Below are 17464 nucleotides of genomic sequence, written 5' to 3'. Positions count from 1 at the left end.
GAGGGTGGCGTCGCGGACGGCCGCGAGCAGCGCGCCCGAGCGCACCACACGGGCCAGGTCGGCGTAGGCCGCGTCGCCCCAGATGGGCAGGGCGCGCCGGTACCGGGCCGGCGCCGGGTCCCCCTCCGCGTACCAACCCACCCCGAAACCATCGGCGTTGACCGTGCCGTGCCGCTGCCTGCGCGGCTCCCACGACTGGCGGAACAGGCTGTGGGACGGCTTGTCCAGGATCTCGCCGAGCGGCACCGGCGGCCCCAGGTAGGCCAGGTGACGGCACATCAGGAGGCCTCCTGCGGGTAGGCGTCGCGTGCCGTGCGGAAGCCGGCGAAGATCTGCCTGCGGATCGGGTAGTCCCAGTTGCGGAATGTGCCCCGGCACACCACCTGGTCCACCGCGAACGAGCCGCCGCGCAGCACCTTGTGGTCGGGGCCGAAGAACACCTCCGAGTACTCGCGGTACGGGTAGGCGACGAACCCGGGATAGGGCAGGAAGTCGCTCGCCGTCCACTCCCACACGTCGCCGATCAACTGGCGTACGCCCAGAGGGGATTCGCCGAGCGGATAGCTGCCCGCGGGGGCCGGGCGAAGATGGCGCTGGCCCAGGTTCGCGTGCTGCGGCGTCGGATCGGCGTCGCCCCACGGGTAGCGCGTCGAGCGGCCCGACACCGGGTCGAAACGGGCCGCCTTCTCCCACTCCTCCTCCGTCGGCAGGCGGCGTCCCGCCCAGCGGGCGTAGGCGTCCGCCTCGTACCAGCTCACGTGCAGGACCGGCTCGTCGGGCGGCACCGCCTCCGTGACGCCGAAGCGCCTGCGCAGCCACTGGCCGCCCTCCCGCCGCCAGAACCGCGGCGCCTCGATGCCGCCGTCCCGGAGCATGGCCCGGCCCGCGGGCGCCCACCACCGCTCGTCCCGGTAGCCGCCGTCGGCGAGGAACTCCATGTACGCGGCGTTCGTCACCGGCGTCGTGTCGATGTGGAACGCCGGGACGTGCCGGGTGTGCGCGGGGCGTTCGTTGTCGAGAGCCCACGGCTCGGCCGTCGTGCCCATCGTGAACGGGCCGCCGGGGACGAGGACTTCGGCCGGGCCGCCGAAGGGCGCGTCCAGCGGATCGGGGTCGGGCGCGGTGAGCGCCGGGGCGCCGGTCCTGAGCTGATGGGTGATCAGCATCGTCTCGTCGTGCTGCTGTTCGTGCTGGGCGATCATGCCGAAGGCGAAGCCGGAGCGCGTCAGGCGCGCACCGCCGTCCGCCGCGAACGAGGCCTTCTCCAGCACGTCGAGCGCGCGGCCGCGCACCTCGGCCGCATAGCCGCGCGCCTCCTGCGGCGCGAGCAGCGGCAGGCGCGGACGCTCGGCGCGCGGATGCTCGAACGCGTCGTACAGCGGGTCGATCTCCGGGCGCATCGCCTCGCGCCCGTCGACCGCCCGCAGCAGCCACTGCTCCTCCTGATTGCCGATGTGCGCGAGGTCCCACACCAGCGGCGACATCAACGGCGAGTGCTGCGCGGTCAGTTCGGGACCCTCCACGCAGCTCGTCAGGAGCGTGGTGCGCCGGCGCGCGGTCAGCAGGGCGTCCGTCGCCCGCCGGCGCAGGGCCTCGGGATCCGTGGTGACGTTCTCCTCGGTGGTCATGAGTGGACGGTCCTCCCCTGTGCGGGTTCGGGAAGCAGGTCGAGCACGTCGTCGGCCGGGGTGCGGCCGCGGACGACGTAGCGGTGCGTGTAGTCCGCGACCGCCCGGCGCACGTCCTGGTCCGCGCCGAGCCTCGGCAGCGCGTCCAGGGCCGTCGTGAAGCAGGCCGTCGCGGCCTCGCGCAGCTCGGCGTCGGCGAGGCCGAGCCGGGCCGCGTCCCGCCACAGCGGGTTGTGCGGGGCGGGCCGTGAACCGGCGCGCTCCGCAAGGGGTTTGACGGCCCGGTACGCGGTCTCCGCGGCCTGCGGATCGTCGAACAGGGCCATCGTCACCGCGAGCGGCACGATCCATCCGTCGTCCCCCGGCTGGGCGTCGATCATGCGCAGTTCGAGGTGGCCGCGCGGCCGCACCGGCGGGAAGAGGGTGGTCAGGTGGTAGTCGAGATCGGAGCGGGTGGGCGGCCGTGGCGCGCCGCCGCGGATCCACTCCCGGAAGGTCAGGCCCTCCGGGACCTGCCACGGGCCCGCGTCGGTGCGTACGCACATCACGGGGGCGTCCAGGACGTGCCGCGCCCAGGCCGCGCGCGGCTCGCCGTCCAGGGGCGGCGCACCCGAGCGGCCCACCGCGATGCGCTCCCACAGCAGTTGCCGCGTGGAGCGCCAGCCCGTCGCGCGGCCGGACAGCATCGGGGAGTTGGCGAACGCGGCGACCAGGACGGGGCCGAGCAGATGGGCCAGCCGCCAGCGCCGGCCGTGTCCCAGCGGGCCCGGCTCCTCGTACCCCGCGTCCAGGCACACCTGCACGGAGGCGGAGGAACACATCATGGACCGCCCGGCGGGACCCGCCTGGTCGAGGCAGGCCTCGAGGGCGTCGTAGCGGGGCTGGTGGAGGACGCGTCGCGGTGGCCGCCACGGATCGGTGCCGTGACCGGACAGGACGAGCCCGTGGCCGCGGAGCGCGGTGCGGACGGTGGTCAGATCGGCCTGCATGGCCGAGACGCATTCCGTCAGCGTGGCGGCGGGGAGCGAACTGAGCTCCAGCTGTCCGCCGGGTTCCACGGTCAGCGCCGAGCCCACGGGCAGGGCGCGCAGTGCGGCATAGGCCGCATCGAGTCGTTCGGGCGGTAAGGGGACCTGGGGGCGGTGCGGCTCGTGGACGATCCACTCCAGCTCCACGCCCACGGTGCGGGGCGGTCCCGTCTTGAAGCAGATGCCCCGTACCAGGGCCTCCACCTCTGCCTCGGTGACCAGGTCACCGAGGCGCGTCGTACAGTCTCCCTCGCTCATGCCGGGATCCTCCTGACCCTCATGCATCCCATGGTCCCCGGCGGGGGCCACGGCGTCGATTCGGCCCGCGACGCGGCGGGCCGTCGTGGGCAACGCTCGTCCTACCCAAGACGTTCCCGGCGTTTCGCACAAGAGTGCCCCTGGGTGTCACCGCGCGCCACGAAAACCTGTTGCCGCACCGGTCACCCACCGCCCACGATCTGTTCATGAAGACGGCGGGGGAGCGGGCGTGAGCGCCCGGCTGCGCGAGATCGCGCAGAGCACGGAGAGGATCGTCGCGGCGGGGGAGTACGCGACGGCGGACGGCCGCACGGTCACCCTCGGTGACGCCGTGGCGCGGGCCAGGGCCGGCACCGAGATGTTCGGTCCGGACCCGGTGGCGGTGCCGGCCGCGCCCCGGGTCGCCACCTCGGCCGAGGTCACGGGGGAGAGCAGCCTGGACGCGGCCCGGCGCATGACCGGGGAGCGGCCGCAGCGCGTGGCGGTGCTGAACTTCGCGTCGGCCCGCAACCCCGGCGGGGGGTACCTGAACGGCGCGCAGGCCCAGGAGGAGGCGCTCTGCCGCTCCTCCGCGCTGTACACCTGCCTCGTACAGGTCCCGGAGTTCTACGCACACCACCGCGCCGACCGCGACGTGTTCTACAGCGACCGCGTCATCCACGCACCCGGCGTGCCCGTCTTCCGCGACGACCGGGGCCGCCTCCTCGACGCACCGTACGAGGTGGGTTTCCTGACCTCGCCCGCGCCGAACGCCGGGGTGATCGCCCGGCACACCCCCCAGCGCGTCCCGGAGATACCCGCCGCGCTGGCCGCCCGCGCCGCGCGGGTCCTGGAGGTCGCGGCGGCGCTCGGATACCGGCGTCTCGTCCTCGGGGCCTGGGGCTGCGGAGTGTTCCGCAATGATCCGGCGCAGGTCGCCGAGGCGTTCCGCGCCCTGCTCGACGGCCGCTTCGCGGGCCGCTTCGAGCAGGTCGTCTTCGCCGTGCTGGACCGCACGCGGGAAGCGTCGACACGGGCCGCCTTCGCCCGCGTCCTGCGGCCCGGTCAGCTCCAGCCGTAGCGCTCCCGCAGCCGCAGCACCACCAGGTTGAAGCGGCCCCGGTCCAGCGCGCACGCCTCGCGCCGCATCCCGCGCTCGTGCACCCGCAGCACGCGGTCCAGGTCCACCCACGAGTCACGGCCGCTGCTGTCCCAGGGGCCGGAACCGAGCGCCACCCACTCGCGGTCGTTGTCGTGCCGCTTGCTCGACAACTGGACGGCGAGCAGCGTGCCCGCACCCTCGCGCGCGACCACGAGCACCGGCCGGTCCTTGCCGCGCCCGTCGTTCTCCTCGTACGGCACCCACGTCCACACGACCTCGCCGGGATCGGGATCGCCGTCGTGCGCGGGCGCGTATTCGGTACGCACCTCGCCCACTTGGTGCGGCTCGGCCTCCACCGTGGCCGTCGCGCCGCTGCGGCCCGGGTACTCGTACGCGTGGTCATCCGTAAAGGCAGTCACGCGGGTCACGTTAGAGCCTGGACGGCCCAATCCGCGCGGCGGGTGCGCCGGATGCCCGACAGGCTCGGCGCATGGACCGTCGAACACGCCGAATACACCGAAGCGCCCTGTGCCTGCTCGCCGTTGTGCTGACGCTGAGCGCGGCCGCACCCCTTCGCCCCGCCGCGCCGCCGCCGCGCACGGTCTCGGCCTGGCTCCCGTACTGGGACCAGGAGGCCGCCTACCGCGACGCCCTCGAACACGCCGCGCAGATCCGCACCATCAGCCCCTTCTGGTACGAGACCAAGTCCGCCGGCCGCGTCGACGGCCACCCCGGCGCGGGGGAACGCCGCATCGTCGACGGCCTGCACGCCACGGGCATCCAGGTCGTCCCGACCGTCATGGAGCAGCTGAAGCCCGGCGCCCTGGCGGCCGTCATGACCAGCCCCGCGCAGCGCGCCACCCATGTGAAGGCCCTGCTCGCCGTCGTGCGCAGCCGCGCCTACGACGGGCTCGACCTCGACTACGAGACCATCGCGCCGACCCCGGAGCCCGCGTACCCGGCCGTGCGGGACGGGTACGCGGACTTCGTCACCGACCTGTGCGCCCGACTGCACGCCCTGCGCAAACAGTGCTTCGTCACGGTCACCCCCAAGACCCCCGCCACCGGCCGCGTCTGGGACTACCGCAAGCTCGGCGCCGCCGCCGACCGGCTGCGCATCATGGCCTACAACATGCACCACGCCGAGGGGCCGCCCGGACCGCAGTCGTCACCGCAGTGGTACGACACGATCCTGGCCCGCGCGACCACCGAAGTCCCGCGCGCCAAACTGGAGATGGGGCTCCCGGCGTACGGCTGGGACTGGGCCGAGGGCAGCAAGGCCCGGGCGAAGCACCTGACGTCGACCGAGGCCGAGGCGCTGCGCCGCAAGGTCAAGGCGCCCTACGCCCTCGACCCGGACTCCCGCACCCCGCACTTCACGTACAAGGACGGACGGACCCGCCGCACCGTCTGGTACCAGGACGCCCGCGGCACCGCCGCCCACCTGCCGGTGCTGCGCAAGTACGGGGTGGAGCACACCGTCCTGTGGGCCCTGGGCTTCGAGCAGCCGGAGCTGTGGGGGACCCTGGCGGCCGGTTAGCGACCGGCCGACGGTGAACAACCCCTGGTCCGCCGCCAGTTGAGCCGTGACGGGGACCAGGGGAGGCGGCCGGGACACCGCCCCCGATCGTGCGCCGGCCGTCCAGGACGCCGTGCGACCCGAGGCGCGGCGGGGCTCGATGCCGACCTGATGGCCGCGGGGGCGGCGCCGTACGCCCGGAGGACACCGGTTCCGCGCCGTCTGGAAAGATGCCGTACGTCATGGATCGCATACCGAAACAGCAGCCCGCCCGGGGAGCCGTGCCGACGAGCGCGGACGTCGCCCGTCTCGCCGGGGTCTCGCGCGCCACGGTCAGCTACGTCCTGAACAACACCAGCGCCGTCCGCATCAGCGAGCCCACCCGGCGCCGCGTCCACGAAGCCGCGAAGGAACTCGGCTACGTCCCGCACGCCGCGGCCCGCAGCCTGCGCGCCGGACACACCCGCATCGTGCTGATGCCGACCCCCGAGGTGCCCGTCGGCCCGCTCTACAGCGGCTTCCTCAACGAGCTGCAATGGGCGCTGAGCCGCCTCGACTACACCGTCGTGCAGTACGGCAGTGTCGGCGTCGGCGGCGACGACGCGGCCCGCGCCTGGGCCGAACTGCGCCCGGTCGCCGTGCTCGCCCCGATCGGCATGGGCCCCGACGGCATCGCCGTCCTGAAGCGGTCCGGCGCCAAGGCCGTCATCACGCTGGGCCCCGCCCCCGTCGAGGGCGCGCACGCGCTGCTCATGGACCACCGCGAGGTCGGCCGGGTCGCGGGCGAGCACCTCGTGGCCAGGGGCCACCGAGCGCTCGGCGTCGTCATGCCCCGCGAAGAAGGGCTCGACGCGTTCGCCGTGCCGCGCCTCGACGGCGTACGGGCGAGCGGCGCGGACGTGGTGCAGCTGCCGCTCGCGTACGAGGAGGAGCACGCGGCCCGCGTCGCCGCACAGGTCCGGGAGCTGGGTCTGGACGCCGTGTTCGCCTACAACGACGAGTACGCGATGCTGCTGATGCGCGCACTCCAGGACGCGGGCGTGGACATCCCCGGCGACGTCGCCGTGATCGGCGCCGACGACCTGATGCTGGGCCGCCTGCTGCGCCCCCGCCTCAGCACGGTCCGCATCGACCTGCCCTCGGGCGAGGAGCTCGCCGGACTCGTCGACCGGCTGGTGCGCGACCCGGCGGCCGAGCCCGAGGTGCGGGACGTGATGCAGGCGGCCGTGGTGGCGCGCGAGTCGACCTGACGCGGACAGCACGGAGGCGGTCGCCGTCGTCGGCGACCGCCTCGGTGTCCCTGGACGGGTCTCAGGCCTCGTCGGACGGCTGCGCCTGAGCCTGCTGCTCGGCGACCGACTTGCGGACCTCGTCCATGTCGAGCTTGCGGGCCTGGCCGATCACGTCGTCCAGGGCCTCCTGCGGCAGCGCGCCGGGCTGCGCGAAGACGGCCACCTGGTCACGGACGATCATCAGCGTCGGGATCGACTGGATGCCGAACGCGGCGGCCAGCTCCGGCTGCGCCTCGGTGTCGACCTTGCCGAAGACCAGGTCGGGGTTGGCCTCGGCGGACTTCTCGTAGACGGGGGCGAACTGCTTGCAGGGCCCGCACCAGGACGCCCAGAAGTCGATCAGCACGAACTCGTTCTCCGTGACCGTCTGATCGAAGTTCTCCTTGGTCAGCTCCACGGTGGTGCTGCTCATGGTGTTTCCCTCTTCCTGCTTCCTTGGATCCGGGGCGAAGCCGTAGGGGGCAAAGCCGCTCTGCACAACCGTCGAGGTGACGGAAGTATTTCCGCGCACGTACCCATGTGGCTCGCGCACACACCTGCCACCACACTGGTGCCCATGACGGAAGACAAGACGTACGACGTAGTAGTGGTGGGAGCGGGACCGGTCGGCGAGAACGTGGCGGACCGGGTGCGGGCGGGCGGGCTGAGCGCGGCGATCGTCGAGAGCGAACTCGTCGGCGGTGAGTGCTCGTACTGGGCCTGTATGCCCAGCAAGGCCCTGCTGCGCCCGGTGATCGCCCGAGCCGACGCCCGCCGCGTCCCGGGCCTGCGCCAGATGGTGCAGGGCCCGCTGGACACCCCCGCCGTGCTCGCGCATCGCGACGACTACACCTCGCACTGGAAGGACGACGGCCAGGTCGGCTGGATCGAGTCCATCGGCGTCGACCTCATCCGCGGCCACGGCCGCCTCGACGGCCCGCGCCGCGTCACGGTCACCGCCGAGGACGGCACGGTCTCCACGCTGACCGCCCGGCACGCCGTCGCCGTCTGCACGGGCACCCGCGCCGCCCTGCCGGACCTGCCGGGGCTCGCCGAGGCCAAGCCCTGGACCAGCCGCGAGGCCACCAGCGCCGACAAGGCCCCCGGACGCCTGGTGATCGTCGGGGGCGGAGTGGTCGCCGCTGAGATGGCCACGGCCTGGCAGGCGCTCGGCTCGCAGGTCACCGTGCTGGTACGCGGTGACGGGCTGCTGAACCGGATGGAGCCGTTCGCCGGGGAACTGGTCGCGGACGCGCTGCGCGAGGCGGGGGCGCAGGTGCGTACGGGAGTGTCGGTGCAGGCCGTCGAGCGCCGGGGCGCCACCGTCACGGTCACCCTCGGCGACGGCTCGACCGTGGAGGCCGACGAGATCCTCGTCGCGACGGGCCGCGCCCCGCGCACCGAGGACATCGGCATGGAGACGGTGGGCCTGGAGCCCGGCTCCTGGCTGCCGGTCGACGAGACGCTGCGCGTCGAGGGCAGCACCTGGCTGTACGCGGTCGGCGACGCCAACCACCGTGCGCTCCTCACCCACCAGGGCAAGTACCAGGCCCGGATCGCGGGCGCCGCCATCACGGCGCGGGCCGCCGGCGTGCCGCTCCTGGAGACCGACCGCTGGGGCGCCCACGCGGCCACCGCCGACCACGACGCGGTGCCGCAGGTCGTCTTCACCGACCCGGAGGCCGCGAGCGCGGGCCTCACCCTCGCGGAGGCGGAGGCGGCCGGCCACCGCGTCCGCGCCGTCGACTACGACATGGCGAACGTGGCCGGCTCCGGGCTGTACGCCGACGGCTACACCGGCCGCGCCCGCATGGTCGTCGACCTCGACCGCGAGGTGCTGCTGGGCGTCACCTTCGTGGGCCCCGGCGTCGGCGAGCTCATCCACTCGGCGACGGTCGCGATCGCCGGTGAGGTCCCCCTCGACCGGCTGTGGCACGCGGTGCCCGCGTATCCGACGGTGAGCGAGGTGTGGCTGCGGCTCCTGGAGACGTATCGCGGCTGACGGCGCCTCGGGGGATGCTGAAGACGCACCCCCCGAAGGAGCGTGATCGCCGTGGCCCGCACCCGCCGTCTCATCCTGAGCCCGCCGTCCGCGGTCTGGGCCCTGCTGTGCGACGGCCACCGCTTCGGTGAGTGGGTGACCGGGACGCAGCAGGTCCTGGCCGCGGACCCGCACTGGCCGCAGGTCGGCGCCGCACTCAAGGTGCGGGTCGGCCTCGGCCCGCTGACCCTGGACGACACCAGTGTCGTCAGGATCTGCGAGCCGGAGCACCGCCTGGAACTGGAGGCGAAGGCGGACCCCTTCGGCGCTGCCCGCATCGCCATGAACCTGGTCCCCTGGGGCGAGAACACCCTGTTCGTCCTCGACTGGCACCCCCTGCGCGGCCCCGGCGTGCGCATGCACGGCCTTCCCGTCGACTACCTGGTCAAGGTCCGCAACGGCATGATGCTGACGAAGCTGGCCCGGATCGCGGTACGCGAACGGGAGCGGGCCGCCCGGCACGGCGGTCAGGGCCTGACCGGGGGCCCGGACGGGCCGCCCTAATGCTGCTGCGGTTTCTGGGGTGTCGCCTCGCTCGGGCGGACCACGACGAAGCCCTCGCCCTCCAGCATCAACTGGACGGCCTCGCCGGAGCCGCCGCGGATCATCGAGCCGATGGACTGTGAACGGTGCAGCGACGTACGGAGGTTGGCGCTCCAGCCGACCACCGCGTCCGTGTCCACGTACACCGGCTGCTGCGCGGAGACGGGCAGCACCAGCGGATTGCCCTCGCAGACCAGGCCCAGCCTGCCCTGCCCGGTGAAGACGCTGTTGAACAGGCCGCCACCGGAGATGCCCGCGCCCTTCACCGTCTTGATGTCGTACGACAGCGTGGCGTCGAAGCACAGCACGTTGCGGCCGTTGACGGTGAAGACGTCGCCGGGCTCGATGTCGACCACGAAGACGTTCTGCGCCTCCTGTGCGAACCAGGCCTCGCCCTGCCCGCGCACCTTCATCACCGGCAGGCCCTCGCCGGTGACGGCCCGCTTCAGCATGCCGCCGACGCCCTGGCCCTTGCGCTCGAACTGCAGATTCCCCCTGTAGGCGATCATCGAACCCTGTCGCGCGAGCATCTCGCCGTCGACCACGTAACGGATCGACTTGGCGTTCTGCACGCTCATGCCCGGTGCGACAGCGGCCTGCACCATGTACTCACTTGCGAAAAGATCACCCTTCATCCGGGCATCGTCGCCCGGAGGCGTTCGTTCCGACAAGCCCCCCGTGCGCGGCTACTCGCCTCCGTCGAACATGGCGATCAGGCCTTGGGGCGCGTCGGCGCCGAAAAGGAGTTCGTTGAGTGCGACGCCGTCGGCGGCGGCCACCGCTCCGCGGGGGAACATGGCCTGCTCGAACGCGGTGAGCGCGGCCTCGGTGTCGTCGGGGTGCGCGGCCAGCGCGGTGCCGAGTTCGGCACCGTCGAGCATGGCCAGATTGGCGCCCTCGCCGTTCGGGATCGCGAGGTGGGCGGCGTCGCCGAGCAGCGTCACGCCCGGCACCCGGTCCCAACGGTGGCCGATGGGAAGGGAGTTGAGGGTGCGCAGCACCAGCGGGCTGTCGCCGTCGGTGATCAGTGCGGTGAGCTCCGGCGCCCAGCCGTCGAACTCGGCCGCGATCCGCGCGGCGGCGGTGGCGGAGTCGGTGAAGTCGACGGCGTCGAACCAGTCCTGCGGCTTGGTGAGCGCCACGTACGTGTGCAGGGTTTCGTTGCTTTCCCGGTGCGCCTGGATCCCCTTGCCCGGCACCGACGCGATGAGCCCGCCTGCGCCCACGGCCTTCGCGGTGGCGGGGTGCCGGTTGTCGCTGTCGAAGAGGTACGTCTCGACGAACGACCTCCCGGAGTAGGAGGGCACCGCGTCGGACAGCAGCGGCCGGACCCGCGACCAGGCGCCGTCCGCGCCGACCAGCAGGCTCGTGACGACGGCGGTGCCGTCGGCGAAGGACACCTCGTGACGGCCCTCGCCGAGGGCGCGGACCCCGCTGACCTTGTGGTCCCAGCGGACCGTGTCCGCCGGGAGCGAGTCCAGCAGGATCTGCCGCAGCTCGCCGCGCATCACCTCGGGGCGTCCCCGCTCGCTGTCGTCGTCGAACAGCACGCCCCCGTCCGGAGCGAGGATCCGGGTCGCCTCGTGGCCCTCCAGGATGAGGCCGCGGAACTCGTCCGTCAGGCCTGCCGCCTGCAGGGCCGGCTGACCGGTGTCGTCGTGGATGTCGAGCATTCCGCCCTGCGCGCGGGCGCTCGGGGAAGCTTCCGCCTCGTAGACGGTGGACGGGATTCCGTGGACGTGCAGGACGCGGGCGAGGGTCAGCCCGCCGAGCCCGGCGCCGATGATCGTGACGTGCGTGGCCATGGTGGTTCCTTACGTGTCGCAGCCCGCCGGGCGGGGAAGCGCGGCAGGTCCTCTCTGGAACGTCGTTCCGACATCCAGCCTGGAACGGCGTTCCAGCGATGTCAAGCTGGAACGCCGTTCCAGGAAGAGGGGGTGGTGAACCTCGGGCCGTTTCGGCCCGGGACGGCCGCGTCGCGCGCTAGCGTCACGCCATCGCACCATCGGCGGGAGGGGCTGGGGATGGGTCGCAGGGAGGGGTACCTCGCGTTGCTGCACCGCGTGGCGGACGGGCAGGGCGGGCCCGAGGGATGGGCCACGGCGGAACCCGGGCTCGACGCCCGCGGCGCGGCGCCGCTGGTCACGCTCGGGCTGGTCCGGGAGGCTCGCGCCGAAGAGCGGGCCGAACTCTCCGCGCGGTCGGGGAGACCGGTCGCCTGGGCGGTGCAGCTCACCGCCGACGGGCGGGACGCGCTGCTGTACGGGCGGCTGCGAGCCGCACCCGTCGTCGCCGAGGCCCCGCATCCCGGCCTCCAGCGGGTGGCCCTGCGCCGCACGGACCTCGACGTGCTCAAGCGATTCGTCGAGCTGGGCGACAGGCTGCGCCACCGGCCGGCGCCGGGGCTGGGCGCGGCCGTGGACGCGGCCCGCTTCAACGCCGCCTCCAACCGGTGGATCCTGTACGTGGACGGCGAGCAGATGCAGTCGATGGCCCGCGCGTTCTACCTGGAGCGGCTCGGTGGATCAGCGGCGCCCGCGAACCGGTTCGCCCGCGTGTACGGAGTGATCCACCCGCCCCGACCGCTTCCGCTGCGCGCCGAGGCCGAGCACGACGCGGCAGGCCGGTAGGGGCCGGCGGTTGCCGACCCTGCTCACTGCCCGGCGTATTGGTCGCCAGTGACCGTCACCTGCCGTCCGGCCGCCGTGTCCGTGGACGTACTGCTCAGGCAACTGCCCGAAGCCGGGTCCGTGACCGCGGGCAGGTCGCCGGTGTGGGTGACGCCGCCCTCTGTGCCGCTCGGCCGCCCGTACGTCACGGTGACCCGCTGTGCGCACCCCGCCGTCTGGTAGGGCTCGACGAAACCGGAGTCCGAGGCCTTGAAGCGGCCCGATGCCACCGGGAGGCGGAAGCTTCCGATGTGCGCGAGGGTCGCGCCGGTCGCCGTGTTCACCACGTCGCCGGTCATCAGCTGCGTGCTGCCGTCGTCGCCCGCCCGCTGCAGGACGAGGCCGTACATCGTGCCCTTGGTGTAGTCGAAGCGGACCGCGCAGCTGACGCCGGGGCCGCCGTCGGCCCCGTACTGGCAGTTGCCGTCCGTGGTGGTGGCGTCCGCGTTGAACGAGCTGAAGACCGCCTGGAGTTGGGGTTTTCCGTTGCTCCCGACGGGCTTGGGCTGGAAACCGGCGTAGGGGCGGGTGCCGCTCTCCAGGGTCGTGTAGTAGGCGAAGTAGATGCCGGACGCGTCGGGCGCCGCCTCGAAGGACATCGGCAGCGTCAGCTTCGTGACGGGGGTCGGTGCCCCGCTGGACCAGCGGACGGTGGGGGTGGAGGCCCAGCTCTGGCCGCTCGCGCCCAGGGTGAGCAGTGCGGTGGCGCCCAGCGTGGTGAGGATGCGGCGTACTCGTGCGGAGGGGAGTCTCATGAGCGGCAGGATGTAAGCGGTTGCTGTCAACTGGCAAGAGGTGGCGGGGAGTTACTGCTTTTTACTATGGCGGGTGCGGTGCGAAAGGCAGTAATCGGTTGCTCTGTGCCGTACGCGGACGAGGTCGGGCCCGCCGCCGTGCGTCGCCGGTGTTCCTCGCGGGGTGTGCGCGGCGGCGGGCCGGCCCGCCGTCTGCGCTCGCCGCTTCACCCGCGCTGCGTACTCCGCCCGCGCGAGGGCGACGCCTCCTGCTTCACGGCCTTCAGCACGACGAACTTCGGGTCGCTGGCGACGAGTTCGCTGTTGCCGAAGAGGCGGCGCAGCTTCACGTGGTAACCGAGGTGCCGGTTGCCGACGACCCACAGCTCGCCGCCCGGCCGCAGCGCGGCCCGCGCCTGCGTGAACATCCGCCAGGCCGTCGCGTCCGTGGTGGCCTGGTGGGTGTGGAAGGGCGGATTGTTGAGGACCAGGTCGACGCTCTCGTCGGGCACGCCCGCGAGTCCGTCGCCGACCCGGAAGACGGCCTTGCCCGGCCGGTCGCCGTGGTTCTCCGTGTACGTCGCCTCGGCGGACGCCACCGCCTGGTGCGACTCGTCGGTGAACAGCACTTCCGCGTCCGGGGCCGTGAGCGCGGCGCTCGTCCCGACGACGCCGTTGCCGCATCCGAGGTCGACGATGCGCTGCGCGTCCGTGGCGTGCGGCAGGTGCCCGAGGAAGAAGCGCGTCCCGATGTCCAGGCGCTCCGCGCAGAACACGCCGCCGTGGTTCACGACGGTCCGCCCGGCGAGCGGTCCGATCCCGTCGGGCAGTTGGTAGCGGTGCGGCCAGGGGTTCGACCCGGGCGACAGTGACAGGTCGGGGGTGGCGAAGACGAGCCGCGCCTTCTTCTCCGCGAGGGACGTACGCGTCGGGCCGACGAGCCGCTCGAACAGGTTGAGCGTCGAAGTGTGGATCTCCTTCACCATGCCCGTGCCGACGACGACGGTGTCCTTGTGCAGGGCGGGCCGCAGCCGGTGCAGTTGGTCCTCCAGCAGGGCGAGGCTCTTCGGCACCCGGACGAGCAGGACGTCGACGCGGTCCGGTGCGGGATCCTGTGTGGTGAGCAGGCGGGCACCGGAGCGTCCGGCCCGGGCCAGGTTCTCCGCCGTCGCGCACTGCCCGAGGTACGAGTCCGAGATCAGCGTCGGCGCGCAGCCCTCGCTCCCGGTCAGCGCCGTGCCGAGGGCGCCCCACCGGTCACCGACCACCGCGACGGCGCCGGACAGACCGACACCGCTCCCGGCCAGGTGCCGGAGGAGGTAGGCGTCGGCGGCGTCCCAGGCGCGCAGGGAGTCGCGGGGGTCCGCGGGGAAACGAGTGAGGTCGACATCTCCCCAGGGCGTGCTCAGACGGTGGGCCGGCGGGACGGGCTGATCAGTGCGGTTCATCGTCCGCCCAGGCTAACCGAGGCCCGGTGTGCGGCGCGGGGGCCGGTCGCGGCGGCATGCGAGGAGGAGCGGTCGGGCGCAGGGCGGTGCGGCGGGGCACAGGGTGGAGCGGCCAGGCACAGGGTGAGCGGCCGGACGCAAGGCGGTGCGGCCGGGCACAAGGCGGTGCGGCCGGGCTTCGCGCACCGGCCGCACCTCTCGACGCTCGGCTCTTCGTCGCTCAGCTCTCCGGGAAGTCCCCGGCGAGCGCGGCGGCCATCCGCAGGTGCGGCGCCGCCTCGGCGTCCTTGCCCTGGCGCTCCAGCGTCCGTCCGAGCATCAGACGGGCGTAGTGCTCGACCGGGTCGCGCTCGACGATGACGCGCAACTGAGCCTCGGCCCGCCGCAGTTGGGCCGAGTGGTAGTAGGAGCGGGCGAGCAGCAGACGCGGACCGACCTGCTCCGGGACCTCCTCGACGAGGCCGTCCAGGATTCCGGCGGCGGTCGTGAACTCCTTCGCGTCGAAGAACATCCGCGCCCGCTCCCAGCGCTCCGCGGCCGTCCCGTGCGTGTAGTACTTCTGCTCCACGGTTACCTCCATGCCGCCCTCAACGGGCCGTTCCCGTGGCATATTCCCCAGGCCCCGGTCCGCAGGGCGGGCCTGGGGGGTCCGGGGCATCGGCGCAGGTCGGCTCGGAGCGCCGCTTCCCGTGCGAAGCGGCGTCGGGGTCCTCGCGCGCCGGGCCGAACGGGCGACCGGCGCGCGCACGTGCCGGACTGTGTTCCCCTCGCCGGAGCCCAGGTCCCGTGTCACCGGCCCCGGAGGAGCCGTGGCGTCCCCTATGACCTGTGGCGTCCCGAGGACCTGTGGCGCAAGGGACCGCATGGGACACGGACGGAGCAGTGACCCGGCCGTAGTCGCGCGGGGCGGGGCTCATTCGCGACCTGGCCCCCTATGTTGCTGTAGGTCTCCTGTTCGACTCGCGAACCCTCCGGTCCCGCACCCCCTCGTGCCTCGGGAGCCTCCATGGACACCACCCCGCTCTCCGGTCCCTCCTTCTCGCGCCGCCGCTTCCTGCAGACCACCACCGTCACGGCCGGTGCCGTCGCCGCGGGCGCCGCACTCGACCTGACCGCCGCGGCGGCCGAGACCCGCCCCGCCACGCTCTCGTTCACCGCGGCCACCAACGGCGCCGCCACCCTCGCCCCGTCCGGCGACCGCATCGTCGCCGAGATCCAGAACGTGCTGTGGTCCATCCCCCGCGAGGGCGGCGCCGCCACCCCCCTCACCACGCCCGAACTCGAGCCCACCCGACCGCAGTTCAGCCCCGACGGCCGACGCCTCGTCGTCTGCGCGTACCGAGGCGGCGGCTTCCACCTCTGGCTCCTGGCCGCGGGCGGCGGTGCGCCGGAACAACTGACGGACGGGCCGTGGGACGACCGCGCCCCCGCCTGGTCCCCGGACGGCACCCGCGTCGCGTTCGCCTCCGAGCGCGGCGGCGACCCGGTCACCGCCGGCCCCTACCGCATCTGGGTCATCGACGTACGCGACGGACAGCTCACACGACTCACCGGCGCTGCCGGGCAGTCGGGGCCCGGGCAGGGCGGCGCCTGGGAGGACTTCGACCCCACCTGGTCACCGGACGGCACCCGCGTCCTGTTCGTGCGCGGCGTCGTGACCGCCACCGGAACGCTGCAGACGTCCACCGTCGCCTCGGTCGCCGCCGACGGCACCGGCGCCGTCACCACCGAGCACGCCGACGACTCCGGCGCCCAGGTCATGACCCCCGCGCTCTCGCCGCGCGGCCGGCTCGCGTATCTGCGGACCACCCCGGCACCCGCCGCGAGCTGCACGCTCGTCGTCGACGGCGCGCCCGTCGCGGTGCCCGGCGACCTCGCCCCGGCGCCGCCGCGCTGGACCGGCGACAAGAGTCTGCTCGTCACCGTCGACGGCACGTTCCGCATCCTGCGCCCCGACGCGCCCGGGGACGCCGAGCAGATCCCGTTCACCGCCCACCTGCCGCTCGACCGGCCCCGGTACCGGGTCAAGCGCTACGACTTCGCGGCCGGGGGAGTGCACCCGGTGCGCGCACTCCATCTGCCGGCCCTCTCGCCCGACGGCCGTTCCGTCGCTTTCGCCGCCCTCAACTCCTTGTGGGTGTCCGGCACTTCCGGGGGACGCGCCCCGCGCAGGATCGTCCGCGCGCCCGCGACGCGCTACGTCCTCGCCCCGACCTGGACACCCGACGGCACGGCCCTCGTCTACGCGGACGACCGCGCGGGCCTGTTCTCGGTACGCCGCCACGACCTGGCCACCGGGAAGGAGACCGTCCTCGCCGAGGGCGGCCGGGTCTTCCCCGCGCTGTCGCCCGAAGGGACCCGGCTCGCCTGTCTCGACATGTCCGGCAACCTCGTGGTCCGCGACCTCGCCGCCGCGACGGAGAAGGTCCTCGCCGAGCCGCTCGGCAGCGGCGGCCTGCCCGGCAGACCGTCCTGGTCGCCCGACGGCCGCTACGTCGCCCTGTGCGACCGGGGCCGCCTCAACCAGCGCTTCCGCGAGGGCTACAACCTCATCCGCGTCGTCGACACCACCACCGGCGCCGCGAAGCTGCACGCCGTCGCCCCGCACGTCTCGCTCGCCGACCGCTACGACTCCGGACCCGTGTGGTCGCCCGACGGCCGCACCATGGCGGTCGTCGTGGAATCCGCGCTGTGGCTGCTCCCGGTCCGCCCCGACGGCACCCCGGACGGGGAGCCCCGCCAGATCACCGACGAGGCCGCGGACCACCCGAGTTGGGCCGCGGACAGCCGACGCCTGCTCTACCTGTCCGCCGGCAAGCTCCGGCTCCTGGACCTCGCGGACGGGGCCACCCGCACGATCCGCGTCCCGCTCGACCAGCGCCGCCCCCGCCCCGCCGACACGGTGGTGCACGCCGGCCGCCTCTGGGACGGCACCGGCGACCGTGTCCGCGACGACGTCGACATCAGCGTCGAGGGCGGCCGCATCACCGAGGTCGCCCCGCACCGCGCGACGCGCAGGCCCGCAGTGCGCCGGCTCGACGCCTCCGACCGGACGGTCCTGCCGGGCCTGTGGGACTCCCACACCCACCCCTGGCAGTCCACCTACGGCGGCCGGCAGACCGCGCTGCAACTCGCGTACGGCATCACGACCGCCGTCTCCCTGGGCGGCTTCGCCTACGAACAGGCCCGCATCCGCGAGGCCGTGAACGCGGGGGCGCTCGCCGGCCCCCGCCTGCTGGCCACC

The 17464-nt window shown here is 73.5% G+C and carries 16 protein-coding genes and 1 pseudogene; 7 read left to right on the top strand and 10 right to left on the bottom strand.

Annotated features, from left to right (window positions below; genetic code table 11):
* From G3I40_RS38065 to egtA, 3 genes and pseudogenes are all read right to left on the bottom strand, one after another.
* Positions 1–279 (bottom strand): annotated as a pseudogene (locus tag G3I40_RS38065) (class II glutamine amidotransferase); the annotation flags it as partial.
* The gene (gene egtB / locus G3I40_RS38060; protein WP_164559388.1) at positions 279–1628 is read right to left on the bottom strand and encodes an ergothioneine biosynthesis protein EgtB; all 1350 of its coding nucleotides are present in this window, start codon (positions 1626–1628) and stop codon (positions 279–281) included. The gene egtB and the pseudogene G3I40_RS38065, both read right to left, overlap by 1 nt.
* The gene (gene egtA / locus G3I40_RS38055) at positions 1625–2914 is read right to left on the bottom strand and encodes an ergothioneine biosynthesis glutamate--cysteine ligase EgtA (protein WP_164559387.1); all 1290 of its coding nucleotides are present in this window, start codon (positions 2912–2914) and stop codon (positions 1625–1627) included. Before egtA ends, egtB begins: the two co-directional genes overlap by 4 nt.
* A 229-nt stretch (positions 2915–3143) precedes the next feature.
* Here egtA and G3I40_RS38050 point away from each other — a divergent pair, with 229 nt between their 5' ends.
* Complete coding sequence (locus tag G3I40_RS38050; RefSeq protein ID WP_164559386.1) at positions 3144–3974, top strand: TIGR02452 family protein; 831 nt, start codon at positions 3144–3146, stop codon at positions 3972–3974.
* On the opposite strand, the gene G3I40_RS38045 is transcribed toward G3I40_RS38050, so the two are convergent.
* Entirely contained in the window at positions 3959–4414 is a 456-nt protein-coding gene (locus G3I40_RS38045; RefSeq protein WP_164559385.1) for a type II toxin-antitoxin system PemK/MazF family toxin, read from the bottom strand. The two genes, G3I40_RS38050 and G3I40_RS38045, sit on opposite strands and share 16 nt — an antisense overlap.
* Positions 4415–4485: 71 nt before the next feature.
* Between G3I40_RS38045 and G3I40_RS38040 the strand changes: the two genes are divergently transcribed.
* Complete coding sequence (locus G3I40_RS38040; protein ID WP_164559384.1) at positions 4486–5535, top strand: glycosyl hydrolase family 18 protein; 1050 nt, start codon at positions 4486–4488, stop codon at positions 5533–5535.
* Between the two features lie 221 nt (positions 5536–5756).
* Positions 5757–6764, top strand: a complete 1008-nt coding sequence (locus tag G3I40_RS38035) for a LacI family DNA-binding transcriptional regulator (RefSeq protein WP_164559383.1) — start codon at positions 5757–5759, stop codon at positions 6762–6764.
* Between the two features lie 61 nt (positions 6765–6825).
* Here G3I40_RS38035 and trxA read toward each other — a convergent pair whose 3' ends face one another.
* A complete protein-coding gene (gene trxA, locus G3I40_RS38030) occupies positions 6826–7218 on the bottom strand; it encodes a thioredoxin (protein ID WP_164559382.1) in 393 nt (130 codons plus the stop codon).
* 144 nt (positions 7219–7362) lie between these two features.
* Between trxA and G3I40_RS38025 the strand changes: the two genes are divergently transcribed.
* Together G3I40_RS38025 and G3I40_RS38020 are read left to right on the top strand one after the other, a co-directional pair.
* Positions 7363–8787 carry an NAD(P)/FAD-dependent oxidoreductase gene (locus G3I40_RS38025; protein WP_164559381.1) on the top strand — a complete coding sequence of 475 codons (1425 nt, stop codon included), beginning with the start codon at positions 7363–7365 and terminating at the stop codon, positions 8785–8787.
* 51 nt (positions 8788–8838) lie between these two features.
* Positions 8839–9330 (top strand): SRPBCC family protein, encoded by a 492-nt coding sequence (locus G3I40_RS38020; RefSeq protein WP_164559380.1) that lies wholly within the window; start codon positions 8839–8841, stop codon positions 9328–9330.
* On the opposite strand, the gene G3I40_RS38015 is transcribed toward G3I40_RS38020, so the two are convergent.
* The gene (locus G3I40_RS38015) at positions 9327–10004 is read right to left on the bottom strand and encodes an AIM24 family protein (protein ID WP_164559379.1); all 678 of its coding nucleotides are present in this window, start codon (positions 10002–10004) and stop codon (positions 9327–9329) included. The genes G3I40_RS38020 and G3I40_RS38015 overlap by 4 nt on opposite strands.
* Positions 10005–10055: 51 nt before the next feature.
* Positions 10056–11174 carry an NAD(P)/FAD-dependent oxidoreductase gene (locus G3I40_RS38010; RefSeq protein WP_164559378.1) on the bottom strand — a complete coding sequence of 373 codons (1119 nt, stop codon included), beginning with the start codon at positions 11172–11174 and terminating at the stop codon, positions 10056–10058.
* 219 nt (positions 11175–11393) lie between these two features.
* Between G3I40_RS38010 and G3I40_RS38005 the strand changes: the two genes are divergently transcribed.
* The gene (locus G3I40_RS38005; RefSeq protein WP_164559377.1) at positions 11394–11999 is read left to right on the top strand and encodes a DUF6417 family protein; all 606 of its coding nucleotides are present in this window, start codon (positions 11394–11396) and stop codon (positions 11997–11999) included.
* A gap of 23 nt (positions 12000–12022) precedes the next feature.
* Here G3I40_RS38005 and G3I40_RS38000 read toward each other — a convergent pair whose 3' ends face one another.
* The 3 genes from G3I40_RS38000 to G3I40_RS37990 form a co-directional block, all read right to left on the bottom strand.
* Entirely contained in the window at positions 12023–12793 is a 771-nt protein-coding gene (locus G3I40_RS38000; RefSeq protein WP_164559376.1) for a hypothetical protein, read from the bottom strand.
* A gap of 206 nt (positions 12794–12999) precedes the next feature.
* Complete coding sequence (locus G3I40_RS37995) at positions 13000–14181, bottom strand: methyltransferase (protein WP_164559390.1); 1182 nt, start codon at positions 14179–14181, stop codon at positions 13000–13002.
* A 259-nt stretch (positions 14182–14440) separates the two neighbouring features.
* On the bottom strand, positions 14441–14788 hold the full coding sequence (locus tag G3I40_RS37990; RefSeq protein ID WP_164559389.1) for a tetratricopeptide repeat protein: 348 nt from the start codon (positions 14786–14788) through the stop codon (positions 14441–14443).
* A gap of 438 nt (positions 14789–15226) precedes the next feature.
* Between G3I40_RS37990 and G3I40_RS37985 the strand changes: the two genes are divergently transcribed.
* The coding region (locus G3I40_RS37985) for a PD40 domain-containing protein (protein ID WP_164559375.1) at positions 15227–17464 on the top strand (2238 nt) is incomplete at its 3' end.

Origin of the sequence: Streptomyces sp. SID14478, assembly GCF_010548525.1 — a bacterium.
Taxonomy (GTDB): Bacteria; Actinomycetota; Actinomycetes; order Streptomycetales; family Streptomycetaceae; genus Streptomyces.
The sequence above is the reverse complement of the archived record's forward strand: the minus strand, read 5'-3'. Positions and strand labels throughout refer to the sequence as shown.